This is a genomic window from Actinokineospora enzanensis DSM 44649, assembly GCF_000374445.1.
GTDB classification, from domain to species: Bacteria; Actinomycetota; Actinomycetes; order Mycobacteriales; family Pseudonocardiaceae; genus Actinokineospora; species Actinokineospora enzanensis.
The window spans coordinates 144556-168987 of record NZ_KB894403.1 but is presented as its reverse complement, the minus strand read 5'-3'; the positions used below and the strand labels follow the sequence as shown (position 1 = coordinate 168987).

Annotated in this window: 19 protein-coding genes; 9 read left to right on the top strand and 10 right to left on the bottom strand. The window is 71.3% G+C overall.

From position 1 onward, the window contains the following. Positions 1–151 precede the first annotated feature (151 nt). On the top strand, positions 152–454 hold the full coding sequence (locus tag C503_RS37190; protein ID WP_018680256.1) for a winged helix-turn-helix transcriptional regulator: 303 nt from the start codon (positions 152–154) through the stop codon (positions 452–454). A gap of 1 nt (position 455) precedes the next feature. Here the strand turns inward: C503_RS37190 and C503_RS0100630 are convergent, their stop codons facing one another. The 10 genes from C503_RS0100630 to C503_RS0100585 form a co-directional block, all read right to left on the bottom strand. Further along, positions 456–989 (bottom strand): nitroreductase family protein, encoded by a 534-nt coding sequence (locus tag C503_RS0100630; RefSeq protein WP_169514474.1) that lies wholly within the window; start codon positions 987–989, stop codon positions 456–458. Positions 990–1086: 97 nt separating this feature from the next. Continuing rightward, entirely contained in the window at positions 1087–2688 is a 1602-nt protein-coding gene (locus tag C503_RS0100625) for a nitroreductase family protein (protein ID WP_018680254.1), read from the bottom strand. Next, complete coding sequence (locus tag C503_RS37185) at positions 2685–3302, bottom strand: TOMM precursor leader peptide-binding protein (RefSeq protein ID WP_018680253.1); 618 nt, start codon at positions 3300–3302, stop codon at positions 2685–2687. The genes C503_RS0100625 and C503_RS37185 overlap by 4 nt, the downstream gene beginning before the upstream one ends. Then, complete coding sequence (locus tag C503_RS0100615; RefSeq protein WP_018680252.1) at positions 3281–4576, bottom strand: YcaO-like family protein; 1296 nt, start codon at positions 4574–4576, stop codon at positions 3281–3283. Before C503_RS0100615 ends, C503_RS37185 begins: the two co-directional genes overlap by 22 nt. A gap of 10 nt (positions 4577–4586) precedes the next feature. After that, positions 4587–5768, bottom strand: coding sequence for a CgnE/CgnB domain-containing protein (locus C503_RS0100610; RefSeq protein WP_018680251.1), 1182 nt, complete (start codon positions 5766–5768; stop codon positions 4587–4589). Positions 5769–5860: 92 nt separating this feature from the next. Next, entirely contained in the window at positions 5861–5998 is a 138-nt protein-coding gene (locus tag C503_RS45555; protein ID WP_018680250.1) for a hypothetical protein, read from the bottom strand. A gap of 118 nt (positions 5999–6116) precedes the next feature. After that, entirely contained in the window at positions 6117–7328 is a 1212-nt protein-coding gene (locus C503_RS0100600) for an MFS transporter (RefSeq protein WP_018680249.1), read from the bottom strand. A gap of 85 nt (positions 7329–7413) precedes the next feature. After that, on the bottom strand, positions 7414–8634 hold the full coding sequence (locus C503_RS0100595; RefSeq protein ID WP_018680248.1) for an MFS transporter: 1221 nt from the start codon (positions 8632–8634) through the stop codon (positions 7414–7416). 19 nt (positions 8635–8653) lie between these two features. After that, a complete protein-coding gene (locus tag C503_RS37180; RefSeq protein ID WP_169514473.1) occupies positions 8654–9385 on the bottom strand; it encodes an AfsR/SARP family transcriptional regulator in 732 nt (243 codons plus the stop codon). Between the two features lie 361 nt (positions 9386–9746). After that, positions 9747–10559 carry a phytanoyl-CoA dioxygenase family protein gene (locus C503_RS0100585; RefSeq protein ID WP_018680246.1) on the bottom strand — a complete coding sequence of 271 codons (813 nt, stop codon included), beginning with the start codon at positions 10557–10559 and terminating at the stop codon, positions 9747–9749. Positions 10560–10822: 263 nt separating this feature from the next. On the opposite strand from C503_RS0100585, the gene C503_RS0100580 reads away from it, so the two are divergent. The 8 genes from C503_RS0100580 to C503_RS37175 are packed head-to-tail and all read left to right on the top strand — an operon-like array spanning position 10823 to position 24374. Continuing rightward, entirely contained in the window at positions 10823–12121 is a 1299-nt protein-coding gene (locus C503_RS0100580) for an MFS transporter (protein ID WP_018680245.1), read from the top strand. Continuing rightward, positions 12121–12690: a DUF6817 domain-containing protein gene (locus C503_RS0100575; protein ID WP_018680244.1), complete on the top strand. Its 570-nt coding sequence runs from the start codon at positions 12121–12123 to the stop codon at positions 12688–12690. Before C503_RS0100580 ends, C503_RS0100575 begins: the two co-directional genes overlap by 1 nt. Next, the gene (locus C503_RS0100570; RefSeq protein WP_156892877.1) at positions 12687–15776 is read left to right on the top strand and encodes a non-ribosomal peptide synthetase; all 3090 of its coding nucleotides are present in this window, start codon (positions 12687–12689) and stop codon (positions 15774–15776) included. The genes C503_RS0100575 and C503_RS0100570 overlap by 4 nt, the downstream gene beginning before the upstream one ends. Next, entirely contained in the window at positions 15776–16777 is a 1002-nt protein-coding gene (locus C503_RS0100565) for a TauD/TfdA family dioxygenase (RefSeq protein ID WP_018680242.1), read from the top strand. Before C503_RS0100570 ends, C503_RS0100565 begins: the two co-directional genes overlap by 1 nt. Beyond that, positions 16774–18057, top strand: coding sequence for a phenylacetate--CoA ligase family protein (locus tag C503_RS0100560; RefSeq protein WP_018680241.1), 1284 nt, complete (start codon positions 16774–16776; stop codon positions 18055–18057). Before C503_RS0100565 ends, C503_RS0100560 begins: the two co-directional genes overlap by 4 nt. Next, positions 18054–19289 (top strand): aminotransferase class V-fold PLP-dependent enzyme, encoded by a 1236-nt coding sequence (locus C503_RS0100555; RefSeq protein ID WP_018680240.1) that lies wholly within the window; start codon positions 18054–18056, stop codon positions 19287–19289. Before C503_RS0100560 ends, C503_RS0100555 begins: the two co-directional genes overlap by 4 nt. Beyond that, positions 19286–19498, top strand: a complete 213-nt coding sequence (locus C503_RS0100550; RefSeq protein WP_020608202.1) for an MbtH family protein — start codon at positions 19286–19288, stop codon at positions 19496–19498. The genes C503_RS0100555 and C503_RS0100550 overlap by 4 nt, the downstream gene beginning before the upstream one ends. Continuing rightward, a complete protein-coding gene (locus C503_RS37175) occupies positions 19488–24374 on the top strand; it encodes a non-ribosomal peptide synthetase (protein ID WP_020608201.1) in 4887 nt (1628 codons plus the stop codon). The genes C503_RS0100550 and C503_RS37175 overlap by 11 nt, the downstream gene beginning before the upstream one ends. Positions 24375–24432 lie beyond the last annotated feature (58 nt).

Genomic DNA, 24432 nt, shown 5'->3' with positions numbered 1-24432 from the left:
GGGTCTGGCAGACTTTAGCCGGCTGACGATGTGGGAGGGACTGGCCGAATGGTGCCGCTCCGGGGTCCCGGGCGTCGTCGGTCCGTCGGTGCGCCGGGGTTCGGTCCGTCTTCGAATTGCGCCGTGCGAAACGCGAACGGGGGCCGGGCGTGTGGAGTCGCAGCTGACGTTCGATGTTCTCGGGGTGATGTCCCGTAAATGGTCGATCTCGGTGCTTGGCGCGCTTTCGTCCGGTGCGAAAACGCACAATGAACTCGCCAGGACGGTCGGGGTCGACAACCAGCAACTGGATCGCGTGCTGCGCCGCCTGGTCGCCAAGGGGCTCATCCGGCGCTACGTGCACACCAGCTCGGCGCCGATCCGCGTCTCCTACTCGCTGACCGGCTGGGGCGCGGAGATCGTGTGCTGGCTGGCGGACCTCCCGGAACCGGCACCGCGGCGCGGTCCGGCATGACCTAAGGGGTCACCGGGTGGCCGATCGCGACGGTGAACAGGTGGCGTAGGCCGGGGCGGACGGCGCGTAGCGCGGATGTGATCGCCGGGCGGGACGCGCCGTCGGGGAAACCTGCCAGGCCACGGGCAAGCGCGCCCAGCCAGGCCGCGTGTCCGAGCGCGCCCGCCCGGACCAGGAGGGCGCCGTAGCCGCTTTCGGCGACCGTCGAAGCCCGGTCGACGTCGCCGCACACCAGGATCAGGGCCGGGGCGTCCGCGCAGGCCCGCAACTCGGTCGGTACACGAGGTGGGCACGGTACGGAGACCAGCGAACCTCGGCTGGCTTCGGCGAGGTAGAGACCGGTTGGTCTGCCCGCGACCGCAAAAGCGGCGAGTACGAGGGTGAGGCCGGGGTCGCCGTGGGCCGTGGCGGGCCACATCCGCCGGTCGGCCGCGTAGGCGGCGTCGAGCACGAAGTGCACGTCGTCCTCGGACAGTTCGGTCGGTGCGAACGTCCGCACCGACCGCCGGGCACGCAGGACTTCCGCGAGGCCCAAGGAATGGCCTGGTACGGCACGGCAAGCGAGGACTGTTTGCGGTGCTGGGGCGGGTGGCTCGCGTTCGGTGAAGAACAGCGCGACCCGGCGGGCCGGTTCAGAAGCGGGTACCAACGGCATGGCGCCCTCCAATCCCGGCCACCGTCGTGACGATCTCGTCGTTCACGTCGAGTTCGATCGCGACACCGAGTTCGCTGCTCCACCGGGAGGCGAATGCCACCTCCACGCCATACCCGGCGCACACCGCGGCCAGTTGTGTGGTGGCACATCCGGCGTCCAAGTGCGTGAGGCGGTATGCGAAGTCTCCGTACTTCACGCGGAGTCGGCCGATGTTTCCCACGAAGACGAGCGCCACCGCCGGATCAAGATCAGTGGAGCGCAAGTGTTCCGCCAGTGGCGTAGTACCTGCGTGGACAGTGACGAGTTCGTGCTGGAGGTCGTCGTACTTGAATACGGTGCCGGGCAAGGTGAAGAAACCCGGGTCCGTCAGCACGAACAGTTCGACTGACGCGAGATTGCCCGCACTGGGAGCCCAGCGATCAACGGGTTCCTGCCGCAGTCCGGCGACACGAGCGAGGATTGCGGCGACCACCAGAGCGTCCAGCGGCACCGGCTCATCGTCAGCAGTCCACTCGCCTGCGTCGAGACGAGCGCGCGGCTCCGGCGCACCGTCCATTCCGGCCAATCGCAGTCGTGGGCCGAACGGGAGGACCTCTCGGCGGAGCTGGAGCGCGGCCAACTGTCGGTGTTCGAGCGCGGACGGCGTTCCCGGCCAGGTCTGACCCACGGGTGCTCGCTCCATCTGCCACTCGTAGATCTCCGCAGGCGTGCCTGCGGAAAGACACCTCGGGCATCCGGGTTCCGGGGCGACGTCATAGCGTTCGGGTGGCAGGCCAGGCTGGGAGAACAGGGTGAGTCGTCGACCATCCTGCGGCGGGAACGCCCAGGCCAGCAGGGCGAGAACCTCTTTCACCACCATCGCCGCGAGGATCTCCCCCGCCGGACCGGGATCGTCCGTGTTCGGGGGAAGCGCCGAATATCCCTGCCGGAAGCACCTGACGCAGGTCGTGTACTCGTCGGTGAACACCGGCCCGAGTTCGGCGCGGCCGCCGGTCAGCGCGAACCGCAGCACCCGGGTACCGGGATCGGTCCGGGAGACGAACGCGTCGAAACCCGTCCCGTCGTGGACGGCGGCAACGTCGGCGGGCGTGAGTCGATCGGTGACCGAGACCGGTGAGGACCGGACCACCACCGAGCCCACCCCCGTGGCCAGCAGGTCCGCCGTGATCGGCTCGGCGAGACAGGGCGGGGCGACCAGCAGGACGTGCGCGCGGCCGAGCACCTCCGCGAGTTCCTCCACGCAGCGGTGGCCCCCGGTCGCAGCGCGGTTGCGGGAGAAGTAGGTCGCCGCGTGTTCGGCCATCCAGCGCGGTGGCGGTGCGTCCGGGGGCACGTGTTCGATCACGCCGTGGTCGTCGAGCAGGGTGAGGATCCGGTCGAGCTGGGACGGCCGCAGGTCGGCGGCCGCGCAGAGCGAGGTGGTGTCGCGGGTGCCGTCGAGGAGTGGGAGCAGGCTCTCGATCACCTCGGAGACGATCCCGCCGGGCAGCAGCGACCGCTGTGGTGTGCCGTCCACGATCAGGCCGTGCTCGGTCGGGATGACGACCAGGCCGCGGGCGAGGCGGGGCAGGCCGCTCATGGCAGGTCCAGGAGCCGGGCGAACGCCGTGATCGACCGGGTCGGCCCGGGTGCGCCGCACCGTGGGCAGTCGTGGCACGGGAGCACCCGGGCGGTGGTGATCTCGTGGTCGAGTAGCCACACGCTGAGTAACTCCCCGTCGGGCAGGCCGGTCGCCATCGCGTGCCGCGCGACGGCGGCCACGAGCCGGACGTGGTGCGGGAGGTGGCCGGTGGGCCCGAGGCCGGGATCGCGTCGGTAGGCGGCGGCGAGGGCGGCGGACTCCCGGCCCCGGGTGTCGTGTTGGGCCTGCCGCCGCCGGAAGCAGTCGGCGCACGGTCCGTGCGGTGGGCGGACCAGCGGGCCGACCCGGACCACCGGGTGTTCCACCACGACCGGGAGCCACGCGACCCCGTGCCGGAACGCCAACTCGTCCGCCCGCGCGGACAGCGACGGCGTGGGCCGGTCCAGGACCAGCGTCACGAGGTCGACGTCGGCGGCGAAGACCTGGTCGAGGTCTTCGTGGTGTCGGGTGGCGCGGTGGCCGGGCGCGGTCAGCAGGTCCACGACGTGGTGGCCGAACGCCCCCACACCCACGCAGCCCGCGTGCCGCGTCAGCCGAACGGTTGCGGCCACGGGTTGAGTTCCTCCTCCCTGGGCAACCGCCGGTCCGAGGCCAGAGCGACGTAGAGGCGGGGGTGCGCCCGGTACCGGGCGAACGGCGAGATGGTGAGGGGTTGCAGGTCCGGGATGATCACGCACACGGCCGTCAGACCGACGGTGGCCAGCTCCCGGGTGGTCCGGTCCACGACGATGACCTGGATGTCCTTGGCCTGCATGGTGTTCCGGAGCCGGACGAGCGCCTCCCGGGGGTCGGCGGGCAGCCGGGCGTCGCCGGGCGATGTCCCGGAGTCCGGGCCACGCACCAGGAAGTCGAACGCCTCGGCTCGCTCCGGTGCGGCCATGTAGCGAATGCCGTCGTAGACCGCGCGGAAGTCGGCGGGCTCCCTGACCGCGTCCGGGAAGTAGCAGACCTGGGCACCGAAAGCCATCTCCGCCAGGGCCTTCCCGGCCGCCTCCGGGAGATCCCGGGCGCTCGCCGCGCCGACCAGCTGACGCGCACGCCGGTTGTGTTCGGCGATCCGCAGGCAGTACACGGTCGGCACCCCCAGGTCGCCGGTCGCGTCGAACAGGTGGGTGTCGACGAAGTGGCGGTCGTTCCAGTCGAGCAGGTACGCGGCCGTCTCCGAGCGTTCGGCGGTCGATCGGGCGAGCCGGGGCAAGCGGAGGCGTCGCAGCCAGAGCACGGCCGCCGCGTCCCGTTCGACGACCTCGCAGATGCCGCGGACGACGGCCTCCACGGGATCGGTATGCACCGCGTACCCGGTCGACAGCCGGTGCCAGAACCGCTCGCCGGGCCACGGGTCACGCAGCCGATAGCTGGCCATGACCGCAGGCACCCAGATCGGCACGCCGGTCGCCAGGTCGAGACCACGCACCCAGCGGATCGGCAGGTCGGGATCGAGTGGGACGACCGGGCAACGTGGATCGGCGAGTTCGGTTGCGGAACAGGCCGGGATCCGGGCCGGGTCGATGGCCGGTTCGGGGCGTTCCCGGATCGAGGCGACCAGGGTGCCGGGGAGGTCGGCCGCGGCGTACCGTTCCGCGGCCTCGGCGACGCCGATCAGCCGGGCAGCGTCGAGATCGTCCAGCCTGATCCCGGTGCCGGTCAGCGCATCCCGGGACATCCCGGGACAGCCGCTGCCCAGCAGCGCGGAGTGGGCATACATCCGGCCGAGCCCGCGCGGCGGGCGCATGCGTCTGCCGCCGGAGACGACACCGAAGGGCGACACCAGCGCGCCGATGGCGGGCGCCACCGACCCGGTGCCGCCCGCGCTCCCGGTGGTCAACGGCCCGGGGCTAGCCGCGGTCCAGGCTCAGGTACTCGGCCCGTGCCCGTGCCACCTCGGTGGCGATGACCCCGCAGCAGTCGCCGTCGATGTCCTCGTCGTCGACCTCGCCGTGCAGCGGTTTGGGGTGGTCCTCGCCCGGCAGGTCGGCGAGGTCCCGGCTGCGGATCGTCGCGCCGTCCTCGACGACGACCGTCGTGTCCGCGGTGATGAGATCGAGGTGGATGTCGCACATGTACGGCACGGCGTCGAACTTCTGGCCGTGCTGGCCGAGACCGAGGTGCACGCCCGGGTGCCGCTCGTTGATGTGCGAGTTCATCGGGATGAACCCGTCGATGCCGAAGTTCGTGCCGAACCCGAGCTCGCCGACGCGGTCGCCGTTCTCGCGTTCCAGGCACCGCCCGAGCAGGGTCATGAGCGCCGGGGAGTCGCAGCGGTAGTCGACCACGCGGCCCTCCTCGATCTCGATCACGACGGGGTGCGCGCCGAGCCGGGCGTCGGTGGTCGTGTAGGCGGTCACGTTGAACGCGCCGTCCGCGACCAGGATCCCGTTGATGTTCGCCGGGTAGGTGCTCACCTCGCCGGGCGGCAGGATGACGAAGCTGCCTTCCCGCCACACGCCGCGGTTGCTGAGCCAGCGGTAGCGCTCGGAGTCGATCTCGACGTCGAGGTCGGTCCCGGCGGTCGTGCCGATGTGCAGCCTGCTCGCGGGCATCATCCGGTTCAGCAGCGCGCCGTTCACGCCGGAGAGCTGTTCGGGGGTGAGGCTGACCGCGTCGACGAAGAACTCCACCGCGGCGTTGATCAGCCGGAACACCGCGCAGTCCCGTTCCGGGTAGGGGGCGAGGACGCGGCGGAGCTTGATCCCGTGGGACATGGACTCCCGTTCCACGGTGAGCAGGACGAGCCGCGACGCCGGGCCCACCCGCGCCGGGTCCGGGAGCACCGCGCGCAGCCGTGCCTCCAGGCCGTCGTCGCGGACCGGGTTCATGCCGACCGTGACCGCCCGGTGCCCGCGCAGGCTCAGCTCGGTGGCCAGCCAGGCCGCCGCCTCCCGCCCGTCGAGGGTGTAGACGAGGACCACGTGGTCACCGTCGCCGACCTTGACGTAGGCGTCCAGGAAGTGCGAGACCCCACGCCAGACCGCTGCATCGGGCGTCCGCACCGCTTGCCCGCTCTTCTCCGCCGTCATGATCGCTCCTTACCGACTTCGGCCGGGCAGTGTCGACTTCGGACAGTGCACCGGGCTGTCGCGGACGACAGCGCCGGTGCCGTCGCGGGAACTCAGGCGCTGCAGTTGATCGTCCACGGCGCGGCCGAGAAACCCTCGGTGACGATGTCCTCGGAGACATCGGCGAACGGAACGAGGTTCTCGACGCTCATCTCGGCGAGCACGCTCTCCAGCTCCACATCGCGGTTCATGGTTTCTCCTTCGGGTGCCGGTGTCGGACTCCTCGACCATATGGCGGGGCTTTCGGGTTCCTCCAGGCTCATCCATGCGACCGGGTGACAGGGAGGTACCGTGGTGACAGGGTTGTCGTCACCGGGTCGGCCCCGGCCGAAGGTGGGGCGAGAGTGCAAGGGCGGCCGCCGCCGATGCCAGCCCGCAGACCGCGATCACGCCGGGCGGGGCGATGATCTCGCCGAGCGCGCCCGCGCCCACGGTGGCCAGGGCCTGGCCGCACATCAGGCCGGTGGTCGCGAGGCCGAGGGCGTGGCCGCGGGCGTCGGCGGGGGTGGCATCGATGAACGGGCGTTGCAGCCCGAGTTGGTATGCCAGGCCGAAGAAGGCCACCATGCCGAGCGCGCAGGCCAGGACCGGTCCGGGTTGGACGATGAACGGTGCCAAGGCGAGTCCGGGGAGGAGGGCGAGCGGACGCGTCCATCGCGCGCGGCGGCCTGGTGGTACGAACCGGCCGATGACGAGATCGCCGAGCATCGCCCCCGCGGCGAACAAGCCGAGCAGTGTTCCGGCGAACGCGCCCGGGGCAGCCGGGGCCGCTGTCGACGCGTAGGGGACGACGACGCCTTCCGCGCCCACGGCAAGGGAAAGCGGTAGCCACTGGGCCAGGAGCAGACCGCGGACGCGGGGGGCGGCGAGCAGGCGCCGGGTGGCCCGCCAGGTCGCTCGTGGACTTGTTTCCGCCGTTCCCTGCCCGGCGGGTGTTCCGCGCAGGCCGGACCAGGCCACCAGGGCGGCGATCATGCAGGTGGCGGCGGCCGCGGCCAGCAGTTCGCCGGGTGTGCAGGCGGTCAGCAGGAGGCCGGTGGCGGCCTGGGCGACGATCTGTACGCCGGTGGAGGTCATGGAGAAGACCGACCGGCCGAGCACGTAGGCGTCGCCGTCGAGCACCTCGGTCAGGAGTCGGCCGCTGGCCGCGATGGAGACCGGGCCGAAGAAGCCGGGGATGACTGTCAGTGCGATGGCGACGGCGGGAGACGGTACGCCGGTCGCGATGGTCGCTGTCACGGTGAACCGGATGAGGTGCATTGTGGTGAGGGCGTGTCTTGGGGGGATTTTGTCGCCTGCGGACAGGAAGAGGAACGCGCCTGCCGCGTAGCCGAGCATGCCTGCCATGTAGGCGAGTGATGAGGCGAGGGTGGAACCGGTGTCGGCGTAGACGGCGACTGAGAGGGCCAGCATTCGGATCGTCTCGCCGGTGACGAAGAGGGCGTGGGTCGCGAACAGCACGCGGAACACGCCGACCGCGAACACCGACCGGTACCGGGTAAGGCGTTCCGGGGTGGGCATGGTCAGAGGTTCCGGGATCCAACCGAGTCTGGCCAGTGCTGCGCCCCATGCCGGCGTCTGGGTCCGTGCACGATCAGCTCGCCGGTCATCCGACCGGGCGGGATCTGGTGGTGGCGACGGCCACGGGGATGAGCAGGGCCAGGGCGGCGCCGGTGAGGGCGAGGAAGGAGTAGCCCGCGGCGTCCACCAGGAGACCCGAGGTGATGCCGCCGGTGGAGCCCGCGAGAGCGATCGAGACGTCCACGGCGCCCTGGGTCTTGGCGCGGGAGCCCGCGGGCAGGGCGTTGGTGATCATGGTGCTGCCCGCGACCACGCCGAGGTTCCAGCCAAGGCCGAGCAGGGCGAGCGCGATGGCCAGGAGAGGAACGGAGTCGGCCGGGGCGATGGCGGCCAGGACACCCGCGGCGACCAGGGCGGCGCCCGCGGCCAGGGCGGCGGGGGTGGTGCCGTGGCGGTCGACAAGGCGGCCGGTCAGCAGGGAGGGCAGGTACATGGCGCCGATGTGGATCGCGATGACCAGGCCCGCCGCCGAGGTGCCGTGGCCGTGGTCGTGCATGTGCACCGGGGTCATGGTCATGATGGCGACCATCACCGGCTGGACCAGGAGCATGATCAACGCGCCGGGGACCCAGCCCTGACTGCGGCGAGTCGAGCCGTCGGCGGGGGCGGTCCGGGGCTCGGGGGGCAGGGTGCGGGACAGCAGGAGGGGGTCGGGGCGCAGCCAGACGGCCAGGATCACCGCGGCCGACAGGTACGCGGTGCCGGACAGCAGGAACAGGCCTGCCAGGCGGGGGATGCCGAGGGCCTCGGCCACGTCGCCCATGGGGGTGGCGAGGTTGGGGCCGATCACGCCGCCCAGGGTGGTGGCGACCAGGACCGTCGAGACCGCGCGGGCGCGGTGGGCGGGGTCGGCGAGGTCGGCGCCCGCGTAGCGGGCCTGGAGGTTGGTCGCGGTGCCCGCACCGTAGACGAAGAGGGCGGCGAACAGCAGGGGCGGGCTGTTCAGCGCGGCGGCGAGGAGGACGCCGACGCTGCCCAGGGCGCCCGCGAGGTAGCCCGCGGCCAGGCCGGGGCGGCGGCCGCGGGCGTGCGAGAGGCGGCCGACGGTGATGGCGGTGAGCGCGGATCCGGCGGTGAACAGCGCACTCGGCAGTCCCGCCAGGTCCGTGGAGCCCAGCATGTCCTGGGCGAGCAGCGCGCCCACCGTGATGCCCGCGGCGATCCCGGCGCCGCTGAATACCTGCGCGACCACCAGGACGACGAGGGTGCGGCGCTGGACCGCGGGGTCGATCGACGACGCGGTCACGGGGCCTCTTCCGGGCAGGTCAGCGGGAGTCACAGAGCGTGCCGCGCAGGGCCTGTTCGTAGACGCGGCGGGTGTCGTCGTCCGGGCGCACCTGCAGCTCGTCGTGGAGCCGCTGGGCGCACAGCCGGTACCACCGCCTGGCCTGGGCCAGCTGTCCTAGTCTCGCGTGCACGCGGATCAGCATCCGGTATGAGGGCTCGTGCAGGGAATCTATGGCGAGCATGCGTTTGCACACATCGATGACCGCGAGGTGGTCCCCCTCCCCCAGCCGCCGCTGCGCCAGGAAGCCGAGCGCGAACAGCTGGCGGCTGCGCAGCCACTCGCGGTGCGTGGCGGCCCAGTCGTCGGGCAGGCCGGGGAGGAACTCGCCCTCGTAGAGGGCGGTGGCCCGGCCGTAGAGCTCGTCGGCGAGGTCCGGGTCGTCGCGCCGCTGGGCCCGGTGCGCGCGGTCGATCAACGACTCGAACTCGTGGTAGTCGACCCAGACGTCACGGGTCTCCAGCCGGTACCCGGAGTCGCAGGTGGACACCCGCAGCGAGGAGCCGAGTCTGCCGAAGCCCGCGGACAGCGCGGTCTGGTCCAGGGTCTTGCGCAGGGCGTGCACCGCGACCTTGAGCGAGCTGGAACCGGACACCCACGGGGCATCCGGCCACAGCGCGTCGTGGATCAGTCGACCGGAGATGGTCTGGTCCCGGTGCAGCAGCAGGAACTGCAAAAGCTGTCGCGCTTTTCCGGCCCGCCACCGCTGCACCGGGGAACCATTGAGAACGACTCCGAATACCCCCAGGGTACGTACCGAAATAGTGCAGTTTTCCCGCATCAGAGAACCCCCGAGTGTCGACGCGAACGACATCGAACCTACTCGGACCAGGACTCTGTCCGCAAATATCCAACCGATCGGGTCACACCATCGGGCTATCGACGAAACCGCGTCCACCTGCGATTTCCGTCGAGCCGCCGGGTAAACCTGCCGGTGGGCCTGCCGGTCGGCGCCGCGCCGGTTCGGCTTTTCGTACCAGGACGGGAGTCGGTATTGAATCGGAGTTACCGGTCGATTAAGACAGGGTCCGCCGCGGACCGGGACGCGGCCGATAAAAGGTCGGATCCGAGTGTCAGAGCGTGTTCGCGGCGAGCGGGGTGAGCGCCGCGGTGTCCCGGCTGACCAGGAACTCCGGTCGGGACAACGCACGCGGCGCGTTGGCCACCGCGTTGTAGGTGACCAGCAGCATCGCCCGACGGTCGGCGGAGCGGTTGTCCGACGAGGAGTGCACGACCGACGGGTGGAAGGCGTAGACCGTGCCGGCGGGCCCGATCACCAGCTCGGTGCCGTGCGAGCGCGCCAGCGACTCGGCGACGCCGTCGGGCACGGTGTGCGCGAGGTCGGCGGAGACGTGCCTGCGCCAGTCGTGCTCCCCGTCGGCGACGGCCGCCGCGGGCGCCGGGTCGATCAGGCCGAGCCGGTGCGTGCCGGGGATGACGCGCAGCGGGCCGTTGTCCGCGTGCACCGGGTCGAGCAGCACGGCGATGTTGACCGCGCGGTCGGCGGGCATGCCGTCCTCCCGGTGCCAGAAGGCGAAGTCCTGGTGCCACGGCCAGGCCGCGCCCGCGCCGGGCTGCTTCATGTTGACCTTGAACTGGTAGACGTAGACCGGCTCGCCGACCAGCCGCTCGGCCAGGCCCAGCAGCGCGGGCAGCCGGACCAGCCTGCGACAGACGTCGTCGTAGAGGTGGCAGCCGTGGATACCGCGCACCGCGCTGGTCCCCTTCTCGTGCACCACCTCCGGGCCGGGCCGCGCGCCCAACGCCTCGACCCGGGCGGTGAGCAGGGCGAGGGTCTCGGGGTCGAGGAGGTCCGGGGCGCGAAAGAAGCCAGCGCGCTCGTACCGGGTCACGTCGATGGTCTGCGGGCGGATCGGATCGGACACAGCGCCTCCCGGCGTCGGAATCGGAATCGCGGCCAGGGAATCGGCGGAATCGTGAGTAGCGGCCGCGTTCGTACATTTGCCGGAAGTCGGCTTATTCGCAACCTCGGCCCGGCCGACAGGATGCTGCACCGCAACAACGACCGCCCGGCTCGGTCGGGAACATCGTTCCTGCACATAACCGCAACACAACCAGGGTCGGCTACGTTCGCCACGAGCACGTCGGCGGGGTACCGGGGCCTGCCATTCGACGGGAAGAGGCCTCAATGGACGAATTGGTGTCGGCGCGGCGGAAGTGGTGGGTATTCGCGGTCGAACGCCCGGATTTCCGCAGGCTGTGGGCCGCGCAATCCATCTCGGTCCTCGGTTCGCAGGTGAGCCTGATCGCGTTTCCGCTGATCGCGATTTCCGTGCTGCAGGCCGATGTCGCGCAGGTCGGCGTGCTGTCCGCGTTGGAGCGCGCGCCGTTCCTGCTGTTCGGGCTGGTCGCCGGTGTGCTGGTGGACCGGTGGCCGGCACGGCGGGTCCTGCTGATCACCGACTGGGTCCGCGCCGCGGTGCTGGGCGTCATCCCGGTCGCCGCGTCGCTGGACGTGCTCGGGCTGTGGTGGCTGTTCGTGGTCGCGTTCGTGGTGGGCTCGTGCACGGTGTTCTTCGACATCGCCTACCAGAGCGTGCTGACCACGGTGGTGGTCTCCGACGACCTGCTGACCGCCAACCGCTGGCTGGAGACCAGCCGGACGGTGGGCGAGATGTCCGGTCCCGGGGTGGCCGCCGTGCTGCTGAAAGTGGTGTCGGCGCCGGTCACCATCGTGTTGGACGCGGTGTCGTTCGTCTGTTCCGCGCTGTTCCTACATTCCATCCGGGCCGCCGATGTGGCGCCGCCGCGGGTGGAGCGGACTTCGATCCGGGTGGACCTGCGCTCGGGCCTGGGTTTCATCCGGCGGAGCAGCTTCCTGCGCTGGAACGCGCTCATCGGCGCGACCTGGAACCTGTTGTTCCAGGCGATGCTGGCGGTGTTCCTCGTGCACCTGGCGCGGCAGCTGCACCTGAGCCCGGCGACCGTCGCGGTGGTCGTGTTCGTGGGCAGCGTCGGCGCCGTGCTGGGCGTGCTCGTGATGGGCACGCTCAACGCGTGGCTGGGCATCGGCCCGGCGATCGTGCTGTCGATGTGCGTGACCAGCGCGGGCGGTCTGCTGCTGGCGCTGGCAGACGGCTCGTCGCCGGGCGCCGTGGTGGTCGCGGGCGCCGGGTACCTGCTGATCAACGCCAGCCAGCCGCTGTTCACCGTCAACGTCGTCAGCGTCCGGCAGGTGATCACCCCGGCGCACCTGATGGGCCGAACGACCGCGGCCATCCGGTTCCTGGTCTGGGGCACGCTGCCGATCGGAGCGCTGGCTGGCGGCTTCCTGGGCGCGGCGATCGGCACCCGCGCCACGCTCGTCGCGATCGGCGTCGGCTACCTGGCCCCGACGCTCATGACGCTGGTCTCGCCGTTCCGGCGGATCCGGCACATCTCCGACGTCCACTCCGACCCCGGGGGACGGCCAACCGAGGAGCGGTGATGCTCGACCCAGAAGACTACCGAGGCGATCTGGTGCGGCTGGGCATGCACAAGGTCGCGCACCAGGACGTGACGCTGGTGGACCACATGGTCCGGGCCTGCACGATCCTGCAGGACATGCGGGCGAAGGAACACATCTGCCTCGCCGGGCTCTTCCACGGCGTGTACGGCACCGAGGGCCTGCACAACGACGACGTGGACGCCATCCCGGACGCGCGACGGGCGGAGGTGCGCACGGTCGTCGGACCCGAGGTGGAGCAGGTGATCTTCACTTTCTCCGTGATGAGCTACGCCTCGCTCGGCCGCAGCTTCCGCCGGGTGATACGGCCCGACGGGACGCCGCAGATGACCGACCGGCGGACCGGCGCGGCGATCCCGATGGACCGCGCGGAGTACCTCGACCTGTTGCAGATGAAGCTGGGCGACGTCCTGGCGCACGCGCCGGAACAGGTCGGGCACGCCCTGGTGGATCTCCCCGCCGAGTACGCGGGGTTCTGGCGGATGGCGGCCGAGTACCTGGGACCGCAGGCACTGGACACATGGCACAAGTACACCGGGGGGCAGCGGTGAGCGCGCAGGGATCGGACGTGGTGAGCCGGACGTGGGACGGCTACCGGCTGTCCAAGCAGCAGGAGCACGTGCTGGCGCGGGCGGACCGGGTGGTCGCCGTCGCCCACCTGTCGTCCACTGTGGATGTACAGGTGCTGGCCCGCGCGGCGGACGACGTGGCGGTGGTGCACGAGAGCCTGCGCACCGACTATCGGCGGGTACTGGGCGACAACAGCTCGGTGCTGATGGTGGTCGAGGACGGGCCGCGGATGCGGGTGTCGGAGTGCCGGGGTGACGAGGCGACACTGTCGGCGTTGCTCGCCGAGCAGCGGCAGGCGGACGCGCACGCGCCGCATCTGATCCTGTTCACGCACAACGACGACCGGCAGTCGTTGGTCCTGTCGGCGCCACGGTTGAGTGTGGACACGACCTCCGTGGCGGTGTTCTTCCACGACCTGCGCCAGGCGTACGCGGCTCGACTCGACGGCGCTGTGTGGCACCGCGAGGACGTCGTACAGTACGCCGACTACGCCCAGTGGCAGTACGAGGAGGGCATGCCGGGCGACGGGCCGGCCTGGGCCGACCTCGAAGCACGACTGGCGGACCTGCCGCCCGTGCACCTGCCACTGGAGCAGCGCGCGACCCGGCCGGGTTGGACCGATCTGGAATGGATGGTCCCCAAGTCGGTGGCACGACGGCTGCGCACTCTTGCCTCCGAAGTGGATGGTGGGCTGCGTGGTGTGTTGTTGACCGCGTGGGTCGCGGCGCTGTGGCACGCGAGCGGACGGCCGGAGCGGATGGCCGTCAGCACGGTGCTCCCCCGCCGCCCGTTCGCCGAGACGGCCACGTCGGTCGGTCGTTTCGAATGCCCGGTCCCGGTGTTCACCACCCTGGCCGCGGACATGGCGTTGACCGCGCTGTTGCAGGACGTCGGCGTGCAGATCGAGGCGTTCGAGCACGGGGACGAGTCCGCTGTCGACCCCGCCCGGCAGCACGCGGGCGCCCTGCCGGGCTTCGGTTTCAGCGACGTCACCGGGCTCACCACCACAGGCTCCACCTACGCCGACCTCTGGATCGCCCCCGCCGACGACGACCGCAAGGTCACGCTCTGGGCGCAGGGCGTGGACGGCCGCATCCGGCTGACGTTGCGCGCCAGGACCGGCGCCATGGCCGACGGCGGCGCCGAGGCCCTGCAGACCTGTCTGACCGCCACCCTCGCGGCACTGGCGAGCAACCCCACAACCCCGCTGTCCAGCCCGGCCATGCTCGACGATGACGCCGCCCGCGTACTCATCGCGGCCACCAACACCGCGCAGCCCCCGGCCGAGCGTCCCGCGCACTGGCACCGGCTGGTCGAGGCCACCGCCCGACGCACGCCCGACGCGACCGCGCTCCGGTTCGGCACCCGAACCCTGACCTACCGCGAGCTGGATCGGACCGCCAACCGCGCCGCCAACGAACTCATCGCCCGCGGCGTCCGCCCGGGAGACCTGGTCGGGCTGAGCCTGGAGCGCTCGGACACCACCGTCGTCGCGCTGTTGGCGATCGCCAAGGCGGGCGCGGGCTACGTCCCGCTCGACCCGAACCTGCCTGTCCGGCGCCGGGCCACCATCGCGGCGGGCGCGGACCTGACCCACGCCGTAGCGACCGCCGACACGGCCGCGGAACTGCCCGCAGGCTGCGACACCTTCCTGCTCGATGGCACGTTCACCGCCGACGACACCGCCCCGGATGTCGAGACCACCGACGACAGCCCCGCCTACGTGCTGTTCACCTCGGGTTCCACCGGCACGCCGAAGGGCGTCCTGGTCGGCCACGGTCAGCTCGCCGCCTACCTGGACGGCGTGCTCGACCGACTCGGCCTCACCGGCGCCATCGACTCGGTCGCCCTCGGCACGCTGGGCACCGACCTGGGCAACACCGCCCTGTTCCCGCCGCTGATGAGCGGCGGCGAGCTGCTGGTCGTCCCGCCGGAGGTCAGTGTGGACGCCCAGGCGCTGGCCGAGTTGCTGGCGGGCACGAGCTACGACCTGCTCAAGATCACCCCCGCACACCTGGACGCGGTGTTCGCCGTGGCCGACGACCCCGCCGCGGTGATGCCCCGCCAGGCACTGGTGGTCGGCGGCGAGCCGTTCGGCTGGGGTTCGTACAACCTGTTCCGCGAGTACCTCGGTGACTGCGCCCTCTACAACCACTACGGCCCCACCGAGACCACCGTCGGCGTCCTCTGTGGACAAGTGACGTCCAACGACCTGGCCGCGCTCGCCTCGACCGTTCCGCTGGGCACCCCGATGCGGCACGCCCGCGCCTACGTGCTCGACCCCGAGCGCAGGCCGGTCCCGGTCGGCGTCCCCGGCGAGCTGTGGATCGGCGGCCGGTCGGTCTCGCGCGGCTACCTCGCGGGCACGCCGGAGCAGCAGGAACGGTTCGTCGACGACCCGTTCGACCCCGGCGGGCGCATGTACCGCAGCGGGGACCGGGCGCGGCAGCTGCCCGGCCGCGGGGTCGACTTCATGGGCCGGGTCGACCGGCAGATCAAGCTGCGCGGCTTCCGGGTGGAGCTGGGCGAGATCGAGGCCGTGCTGCGCCAACACCCCCGGGTCACCGGCAGCCTGGTCCTGGTGGCGGGCGAGAGCTCCGCGACCCACCTGGTGGCGTACGTGATCGACGCGGGCGGCGACCGAGGGCAGGCCGACTGGCTGCGCGAGTTCACCGCCGAGCGGCTGCCCGAGTTCATGGTGCCCGCGCACTTCGTCGCGCTGGGCGCGTTCCCGCTGACCAGCACCGGCAAGATCGACTCGGCGCTGCTGCCCGAGCCGGGGTCCTACGGCGACGGCGCGGCCACCACCTACGTCGAGCCGCGGACGCCGACCGAGAAGCGGGTGGCCGACGTGATGGCGCGGCTGCTGCTGCTCGACCGGGCGGGGGTGGACGATGACTTCTTCGAGATCGGCGGCCACTCGCTGCTGGCGACCCAGCTGATCTCCCGACTGCGCGCGGAGTTCCGAGTACCGATCAAGCTGCGCACGCTGTTCGAGCGGCCGGTGGTGTCCGAACTGGCCGAGTACCTCGACGAGCGGCTGGCCGCGCAGGCGGGTGAGGCGTGATGGCCGGGACGATGAGCCCGTTCCGTGGCGCCCGCAAGTCCATCCCGGTCGGCGGCGCGGACCTGGTCCGCACCGGTGAGCTGCTCGCCGGTTCGCGTGCGGTGCTGTGCACGCCGACCGTGGCCCGGCTCGACCCGCGCGAGTGGTTGGCGAGTTCCGGCGACACCCTGGCCCGGCTGCGCGACGAGCACGGCGTGGTGCTGCTGCGCGGCTTCACCCCGCTCGACGCCGCGGGGCTGGCCGAGTTCGCCACCGGCCTGACCGGCAGCCTGCGCGACTACGACAACCGGTCGACGCCCCGGCAGCGGGTCGACGGCAACGTGTTCACCTCCACCGAGTACCCGCCGGACCAGACCATCCCGCTGCACAACGAGATGTCGTACACCGCGTCCTGGCCCGCGACGCTGTTCCTGACCTGCCTGGTGCCCGCCGCCGACGGCGGTGAGACGCCGCTGGCCGACAGCGCGCGCGTGTACGACCGGTTGTCTCCGCAGGTGCGGGAGCGGTTCGAGCGCGACGGCGTGATGTATGTGCGCAACTTCGGCCACGGGATCGACCTGTCCTGGCAGGAGGCGTTCCAGACGGACGATCGGAACGTGGTCGACGCCTACTGCGCCGAGCACGGCATCGACGCCCAGTGGCTGGGCGGGGACCGGCTGCGCACCCGGCAGGTGGTGCAGGCCGCCGTCGAGTCACGGGTGACCGGCCGCCGGGTGTGGTTCAACCAGGCGCACCTGTTCCACGTCAGCTCGCTGCCGCCCGCGGTGGAGCGGGAGTTGCGGGAGAGCTTCGCCGAGGACGACCTGCCGCGTAACGCCATGTACGGCGACGGCTCGCCGCTCGACCCCGGCCACCTCGCCGAGGTGCGGGCCGCCTACGCGGCCGAGGAGATCGCCCGCCCGTGGGGGGCGGGCGACATCGTCGTGGTGGACAACGAGCAGTTCGCGCACGGTCGCCGCCCGTACTCCGGGTCCCGTTCGGTGCTGGTGGCGATGGCATGAGCACCGCGATCGACTTCGAGGCGGTGCGCGAGGAGATCGCCTACGCCTTCGACCGCACGGTGTTCTTCCGCGAGCACATGGAGGCCAACGCCCTGCGGCCGGAGGACATCCGCTCCGCCGAGGACTTCCTGCGGATCCCGCCGACGTCCAAGTCGCACTACCGGCGCAACTTCCCGGCGGGGGTGCTGGCGCGCGGCTACACCCTCAACTCGCCGCACGTGATGCGCTTCCAGAGTTCGGGGACCTCCGGCGACCGGCTCAACAGCGCAATCCTGGCCTACGACCTGACCAGGCGGCAGGCGACCGCGTTGGCGGTACACCCCGGGTTCGACGAGCTGTGGCGACCGGGGAACCGGCCCAGGATCTGCCGGTTCGCGCCGCCGAACTGCTCGGACGTGGAGTGCGCGACCGGGTTCTCGTCGATGGACGACCGGACACTGCCCGACGGCACCCTCGTGCTGACCGTCGCGCACGACCTGCTGGCCACGCCGGAGTGGCAGGTGGTCAAGGCGTTCGACGAGATCGAGGCGTACGAGCCCGACCTGCTCGTGGTCGACCCGACCCACCTGGCGTTCCTGACCCGGTGGGGCAGGCGGCTGGGCCGCGAGATCACCTCGAAGCGCAAGCTGCACGTCGTCTGCGGGTACACGCTGATGACCGGGGTGGCGCGGCGGCAGCTCGACGCGACGCTGGGCCCGAACGTGCCGATCGGCGACATGATCGGCATGTCGGAGCTCGGCTATCTCGGGTTCGAGTGCCACCACGGGAACCGGCACATCAACGACCGGGACTTTTACGTGGAGTTCGTCGACGACGGCGAGCACGTGCCCGAGGGACGGATGGGCGAGCTGTACGTCACGACCCTCGACGACGGCCTGGTGCCCCGCATCCGGTACGCGACCGGGGACTACTTCACCCCGGTCGGCGAACCCTGCGGCTGCGGCAGCGACCTGCCGGTGGTGCGGATCGAGGGTCGCGCCACGCACATGATCCGCCTGGCCGACGGCCGGATCGTCACCCCCGGCGCGGTCGCGGCCCTGGTCGGCGACGCGCCCTGGCTGGACCTCTACAAGCTGGCGCAGGACGCGACGGGTGCGTGCACCTTCCGCTACCTCGCCGACGAACCGGCAGCGGCCGAGATCCGCGACCTCGAAGACCGGTTGACCGAAGTCCTCGCGCCGAACCCGCTTCGGTGCGAGGCAGTGGACTACATCGCCTGCGAGCGCAGCGGGAAGTTCCAGTCCTGCGTCTCGCAGATCTCCGCGGAGGTGGCACGATGAGCACGCGCGTGAACCGCCGGGACGACTTCCCGGCGCTGCGGCGGCAGATCGACGGACAGCCCATGTCCTACCTGGACAGTGCGGCGACGAGCCTGAAACCTGACTCGGTCATCCGGGCGGTCACCGAGTACTACGAGTGCAACGGGTCCAACATCCACCGCGGCAAGCACCGACTGTCGGAAGAGGCGTCCGACGCGTACGAGGCGTCGCGGGTGCGGATCGCCGACCACATCGGGGCGGCGGCGAATGAGGTGGTGCTGCTGCGCAACACCAGCGAGGCGCTGAACCTGGTGGCGTCCGGTCTCGACCTGGAGCCGGACGCGTCGATCGTGGGCTGCTTCGACGCGCACCACTCGCAGCTGCTGCCGTGGCGCCGGGCCGGACGCCTGGAACCGACCAGAGTGGACCGGCACGGGCGGCTCGATCGCGACCACTTCCGCACGCTGCTGCGCGGCAACCCGCGAGTCGTGGCACTCACGCACTGCTCGAACGTCACCGGAGTCGTACACCCGGTGGCAGAGCTGATCGCCGAGGTGCGCGCGGCCTGCGACGCGATCATCGTGCTGGACTCCGCACAGTTCCTGCCGCACGAGCGAATCAACGTGCGCGAGCTGGACGCCGACTTCGTGGCATTCTCCATGCACAAGATGCTGGGCCCCACCGGCGTCGGCTGCCTCTACGGCCGCGCCGCCCGGCTCGACGCGCTGCGGCCGATGGTGGTGGGCGGCGGCATGGTCGACTGGGTCGACGTCGAGCGGAGCGTGGACCGGCGCATCCCGTACCGGTTCGAGTCTGGCACCCCGGCCATCGCCTCGATCATCGGCTGCGCCGCCGCCATCGACTATCTGGAGGCACTGGACCAGGCGGACCGCGCCGCGCACGAGCGGGAACTGTGCGCGGCCCTGGTGTCCGGCGCGCTGGCGCGGCCCGGGATCAAGCTGATCGGGCCGCCGGAGACCACCGACCGGATCGCGCTGGCCACGCTGAGCCTGGGCGAGGCCGTGCCCACCGGCGAGGTCGCCCGGCTGCTGAGCGACTCCTACGGGTACATGGTGCGCAGCGGCCACATGTGCGCGCAGCCGCTGGTCACCTGGCTGGCGGGCGGGGAGACCCTGCGCGTGTCGGCCTACCTGTACAACGAGGTCGCCGAGATCGACGGCTTCTACGCCGCGCTCGACGAGCTGCTGGCCCTGCTCGGCCCGGCCACCCTGGTGTCGGGGGCGCGCCGATGAGCAACCCGTTCGACGACCGGGACGGCGAGTTCCTGGTCCTGGTCAACGCCGAGGCGCAGCACTCGCTGTGGCCCGCGTTCGCCGCCGTGCCCGCCGGGTGGGCCGTGGTGTTCGGTCCGGGCGACCGCGAAGCCGCCGTCGCGCACGTGGAGGCGAACTGGACCGACCTGCGGCCGCGAAGCCTGCGCGAGGCCGGCCATGGCGGATAGCGCGGGAGGGGCGACGCTGCCCGAACTGTTCCGCGCGCAGGCCGCCGCGACCCCGGACCTGGTCGCGGTGGTAGCCGGGGACGTGGAGCTGACCTACCGGGACCTGGACATGCGCGCGAACCGGCTGGCGCGCCTGCTGCTCGGGCGCGGCGTGCGGCCGGGTACGCGGGTGGCGCTGGTGCTGCCACGCACGGTGGACCTGCCGGTATGCCTGCTCGCGGTGCTGCGGTGCGGGGCGGCCTACGTGCCGGTGGACCCGGCCTACCCGGCCGAGCGGATCGCCGGGGTGATCGACGACGCCGCGCCGGTGCTGGTGGTGACCACCGCCGATGTCGTGGACCTGCCCGACGGACCCGATCGGCTGATACTCGACACGGAACTCGACGGCTCGTCTGGCCCGACGCCCGACATCGAGCTGAGCGAGCCGGGCGCGGCTGCCTACGTGATCTACACGTCCGGGTCGACCGGGCGGCCCAAGGGGGTCGTGGTCACGCACGCGAACCTGGCCAACTTCCTGCTCGACATGCGCGGCCGGTTCCCGCTCGGGGCGGACGACCGGTGGCTCGCGGTGACCACGGTCGCGTTCGACATCGCCGCGCTGGAGCTGTACCTACCGCTGATCAGCGGGGCCCGAGTCGTGCTGGCCGACCGGGGCGCGGTGGTGGACCCGGTCGGGCTGGCCGGGCTGGTGCGCCGGTCGGGGACCACGATCATGCAGGCCACGCCGTCGCTGTGGCGGGTGCTGGCGCCCGAACTGGAGCCGACTCCCGGGCTGCGGGTGCTGGTCGGCGGCGAGGCCCTCCCGGCGCGGCTGGCCATCACGCTCTGCTCCCTGGGTCAGACGACCAACCTGTACGGGCCGACGGAGACCACGATCTGGTCCACGGTCGCGACCGTCGAGCCGGGCGAGGACGCGCCGCCCATCGGCCTGCCGATCGCGAACACCCATGCCTATGTCCTCGATGGCGCATTGCGGCTGGTGGGGCGCGAGGTCACGGCCGAGCTGTACCTGGCAGGCGCCGGAGTCGCGCTGGGTTACCACGGGCAGCCCGGGATGACCGCGCAGCGGTTCGTCGCGGACCCGTTCGGGCCGCCGGGCTCACGCATGTACCGCACGGGCGACCGGGTGCGGTGGTCGGTCGGCGGCTCGCTGGTGTTCGTCGACCGCGCGGACAACCAGGTGAAGGTGCGGGGTCACCGGATCGAGCCCGGCGAGGTCGAGGCCGTGCTGGGCGAGCATCCCGAGGTGGACCAGGTCGTGGTGGTCGCGCGCCCGGACGCGGCGGGTGACCAGCGGCTGATCGCCTATGTCACCTCGACCGGTCCGGGCCTCGGGGACGTGCGCGGGTTCGTGGCGGATCGCCTGCCCGAGTACATGGTGCCCGCGCTGGTCGTGCGGCTGGACGCGCTGCCGCTCACGCCGAACGGGAAGGTCGACCGCAAGGCCCTGCCCGAGTCCACGCCGACCCTCGTGCCGGGCCGGACGCCGCGGACACACCGCGAGGAAGTCCTCTGTGGACTGATGGCCGAGGTGCTCGGGCTGCCCGAGGTCGGGGTCGACGACGACTTCTTCGCCCTGGGCGGACATTCGCTGTCCGCGTCGCGGCTGGCCGGTCGGGTGCGAACGGTGCTCGGCGCGGAGTTGCCGATGCGGGCGTTGTTCGACGCGCCCACGGCCGCCGGTCTCGGCACGTTGCTCGACCGTGCCGCGCCGCCCCGACAGGCATTGGCGCCGCGCGAACTCCCGGAACTGGTGCCGTTGTCGTTCGCGCAGCGGCGGTTGTGGTTCATCGACAGTCTGGAGGGGCCGTCGGCGCAGTACCACCTGCCGTCGTTGCACCGGCTGGTGGACGGGGTCGATCCGGCCGCGTTGGAGGCGGCGCTCGGGGACGTGGTGGCGCGGCACGAGGTGCTGCGGACGGTGTATCCGGAAGTCGACGGGGAGCCGTATCAGCTGGTCTTGACGGACGCACGGCCTAGGCTCGCGGTCGTCTGCGCCGGCCCGGAGGATCTTGACGACCGGGTGCGGGAGGCGGCGACAGCGCCGTTCGATCTCGGCCGAGACATCCCGGTGCGCGCTGTTCTGTTCGAAGTAGATGGTGGTGCGGTGTTGCTGCTGGTGTTGCATCACATCGCCTCGGACGGCTGGTCCGACGGGCCGCTCGCGCGGGACTTGGAGCACGCCTACACGGCCAGGTCGGCAGGCGCTGCACCCTCGTGGCGTCCGCTGCCGGTCCAGTACGCCGATTTCGCTTTGTGGCAGCGCGAGGTGGGATCGGCGGGCCTGGACTACTGGCGGGAGGCGCTGCGGGACCTGCCGGAGGAGTTGCCCCTCCCCTACGACCGGCCACGGCCCGCGATCGCGAGCCACCACGGGGGCCGCATCCCGCTGTCGATCGACGCCGACCTGCATGACCGGCTGGCGGATCTGGCCCGTGCGGAGGGCTGCACGCTGTTCATGGTCGTGCACGCGGCACTGTCCACACTGCTGCACCGGATGGGCGCGGGCACGGACATCCCGTTGGGGGCGACCGTGGCGGGCAGGCCGGACGAGCTGCTCGACGACGTGGTCGGGTTCTTCGTCAACACGGTGGTCCTGCGCACCGACCTGTCCGGCGGGATCGGGTTCCGGGACGTACTGGGACGGGCGCGGACAGCGGCACTGGCCGCGTTCGACCACCAGGACGTGCCGTTCGACCAGGTCGTGGAGGCGCTCAACCCGGCGCGCACGCAGGCCCGGCACCCACTGTTCCAGACCATGCTGATGTTCGAGGACACCGGCAACACCGCGCTCGCGCTGCCCGGCCTGGCGTCGGAGTCGGTGGACCTGGGCACCGGGACGGCCAAGTTCGACCTGCTGTTCAGCATCTCGGCGCGGCCGGGCCGGGCGGGCATGACCGGGTTCGTCGAATACGCCACCGACCTGTTCGACCGGGACACGGCGGAACGGCTGCACGCCCGCTTCCTCCGGTTGCTGACGGCCGTGGTCACCGCCCCTGGACGGGCGCTGACCTCGATCGACCTCCTGGACGCCGACGAACGACGCCAGGTGCTGACCGGCTGGAACGACACAGCCGTCCCGCTGCCTCCCGGATCGTTGCGGACGCAGGTGGAACAGCAGGTCGCCCGCACACCGGACGCTGTCGCCGTCATTGATCCCGCTGTCACGTTGTCCTACGCGGAGTTCAACGCTCGGGCCAACCGGCTGGCGGGGCTGCTGCTGGAACGTGGGATCGGGCCCGAGGACCGGGTATGCGTGGTGCTGCCCCGGTCGGCCGACCTGCTGGTCACGTTCCTGGCGATCCTCAAGGTCGGCGCGGTCTACGTGCCCGTCGACCCGATGTTCCCGGCCGACCGGATCAGCTACCTCGTGGCGGACTGCTCCCCCGCTCTCATGGTCACCACCGGCGCCTCCGGCGCGGTCGGACCGGTCCTGCTGCTCGACTCGCCATCGACCGCTCGCGCATTGGCGCGGCAGTCCCCGGCGAACCTCGCGGTCGACTGCGACCCGCAGTCTCCCGCGTTCGTGATCTACACCTCCGGGTCGACCGGTCGGCCCAAGGGGGTGGCGGTCCAGTACCACGTCCTCAACAACCTGCTCGCCTGGAACCGGCACGTCATCCCGGTGGAACCGGGTGCGCGGGTGGCCCAGTTCAGCTCCATCACGTTCGACGCGTCCATCCACGAGTTCCTGTCGGTGCTGCTCAACGGCAAGACCCTGCTGATCCCACCCGATGAAACCCGGCTCGACCCGGCCGAGTTGGCGGGCTGGCTGGACCGGGAGGGGGCGACCGAGTTCTTCGCGCCCGACCTGGTGGTAGGCGCGGTGTACGAGGCGGCGGACAGGCAGGACCTGGAGTTCACGTCGCTGCGGCACGTGCTCCAGGCCGGTGAGGCGTTGCGGCTGTCGGAGACCGTGCGGGCGTTTCATCGGCGGCGGCCATGGGTTCGGCTGCACAACCATTACGGGCCTTCGGAGACACATGTCGTCACCGGGTACACGATGCCTGCGGACCAGTCGCTGTGGGCGGCTACTGCGCCGATCGGGGAGCCGATCTTCAACAGCCGGACGTATGTGTTGGATGGCGGGCTGAATCCGGTGCCGATCGGCGTGGTGGGTGAGCTCTACCTGGCGGGCGACTGTGTGGGGCGTGGGTATCCGAACCGGCCTGGGTTGACCGCTGAACGGTTCGTCGCGTCTCCGTTCGGGGCGCCTGGGGCGCGGATGTATCGGTCCGGGGATCTGGCTCGGTGGCGGTCGGATGGGTCATTGGATTTCCTGGGGCGGGCGGATGATCAGGTGAAGGTTCGGGGGGTGCGGATCGAGCCAGGGGAGGTTGTGCAGGTGCTCAGCGGGCATCCGGACGTCGCCCAGGCTGCTGTGGTGGCTCGGGGGGCGGGCGGGGACAAGCAGTTGGTGGCCTATGTGGTGCCGGTGTCCTACCGGATTGTCGATCCGTCGGACCTGCGCCAGTTTGCCGCTTCTGTGTTGCCGGAGTACATGGTCCCGTCGTCGTTCGTGCCGTTGGAATCATTGCCGCTCACGGGGAACGGGAAGCTGGATCATCGGGCATTGCCTGCTCCGGTGATGTCGGCGACCGGGGGTGCGCCGCCGCGTACGGAGTGGGAGCGTCGGACCTGTGGGGTCGTCGAGCAGGTGTTGGGGTTGAAGGCTGTGGGGAGGGAGGATCATTTCTTCGATCTGGGTGGTAGTTCGATGACGGCGGCCAAGCTGGTGAATCAGGTTCGGTCGGTGTTGGGGGTGCATCTGACGATCCGGATGGTGTTCGAGACACCGGTCATGGCCGACCTGGCCCGTCGGCTGTCGACGGCACCTGCGGCCAGACCGACGGTCTCCTTGCGACGATCGCGATAGGAGTCCCCGGCCTGGTCCCCGGGACGGCGAGACCGCCGTCCCGGGGACCAGGCCCGAG

Excerpts from the sequence above, each read along its gene's own strand:
- C503_RS0100575 (WP_018680244.1), top strand. The coding sequence starts at position 12,121 with ATGCTCGACCCAGAAGACTACCGAGGCGATCTGGTGCGGCTGGGCATG.
- C503_RS0100600 (WP_018680249.1), bottom strand. The coding sequence starts at position 7,328 with ATGCCCACCCCGGAACGCCTTACCCGGTACCGGTCGGTGTTCGCGGTC.
- C503_RS0100565 (WP_018680242.1), top strand. The coding sequence starts at position 15,776 with ATGGCCGGGACGATGAGCCCGTTCCGTGGCGCCCGCAAGTCCATCCCG.
- C503_RS0100610 (WP_018680251.1), bottom strand. The coding sequence starts at position 5,768 with ATGACGGCGGAGAAGAGCGGGCAAGCGGTGCGGACGCCCGATGCAGCG.
- C503_RS37175 (WP_020608201.1), top strand. The coding sequence starts at position 19,488 with ATGGCGGATAGCGCGGGAGGGGCGACGCTGCCCGAACTGTTCCGCGCG.
- C503_RS0100560 (WP_018680241.1), top strand. The coding sequence starts at position 16,774 with ATGAGCACCGCGATCGACTTCGAGGCGGTGCGCGAGGAGATCGCCTAC.
- C503_RS45555 (WP_018680250.1), bottom strand. The coding sequence starts at position 5,998 with ATGAACCGCGATGTGGAGCTGGAGAGCGTGCTCGCCGAGATGAGCGTC.
- C503_RS0100580 (WP_018680245.1), top strand. The coding sequence starts at position 10,823 with ATGGACGAATTGGTGTCGGCGCGGCGGAAGTGGTGGGTATTCGCGGTC.
- C503_RS0100625 (WP_018680254.1), bottom strand. The coding sequence starts at position 2,688 with ATGAGCGGCCTGCCCCGCCTCGCCCGCGGCCTGGTCGTCATCCCGACC.
- C503_RS0100550 (WP_020608202.1), top strand. The coding sequence starts at position 19,286 with ATGAGCAACCCGTTCGACGACCGGGACGGCGAGTTCCTGGTCCTGGTC.
- C503_RS0100555 (WP_018680240.1), top strand. The coding sequence starts at position 18,054 with ATGAGCACGCGCGTGAACCGCCGGGACGACTTCCCGGCGCTGCGGCGG.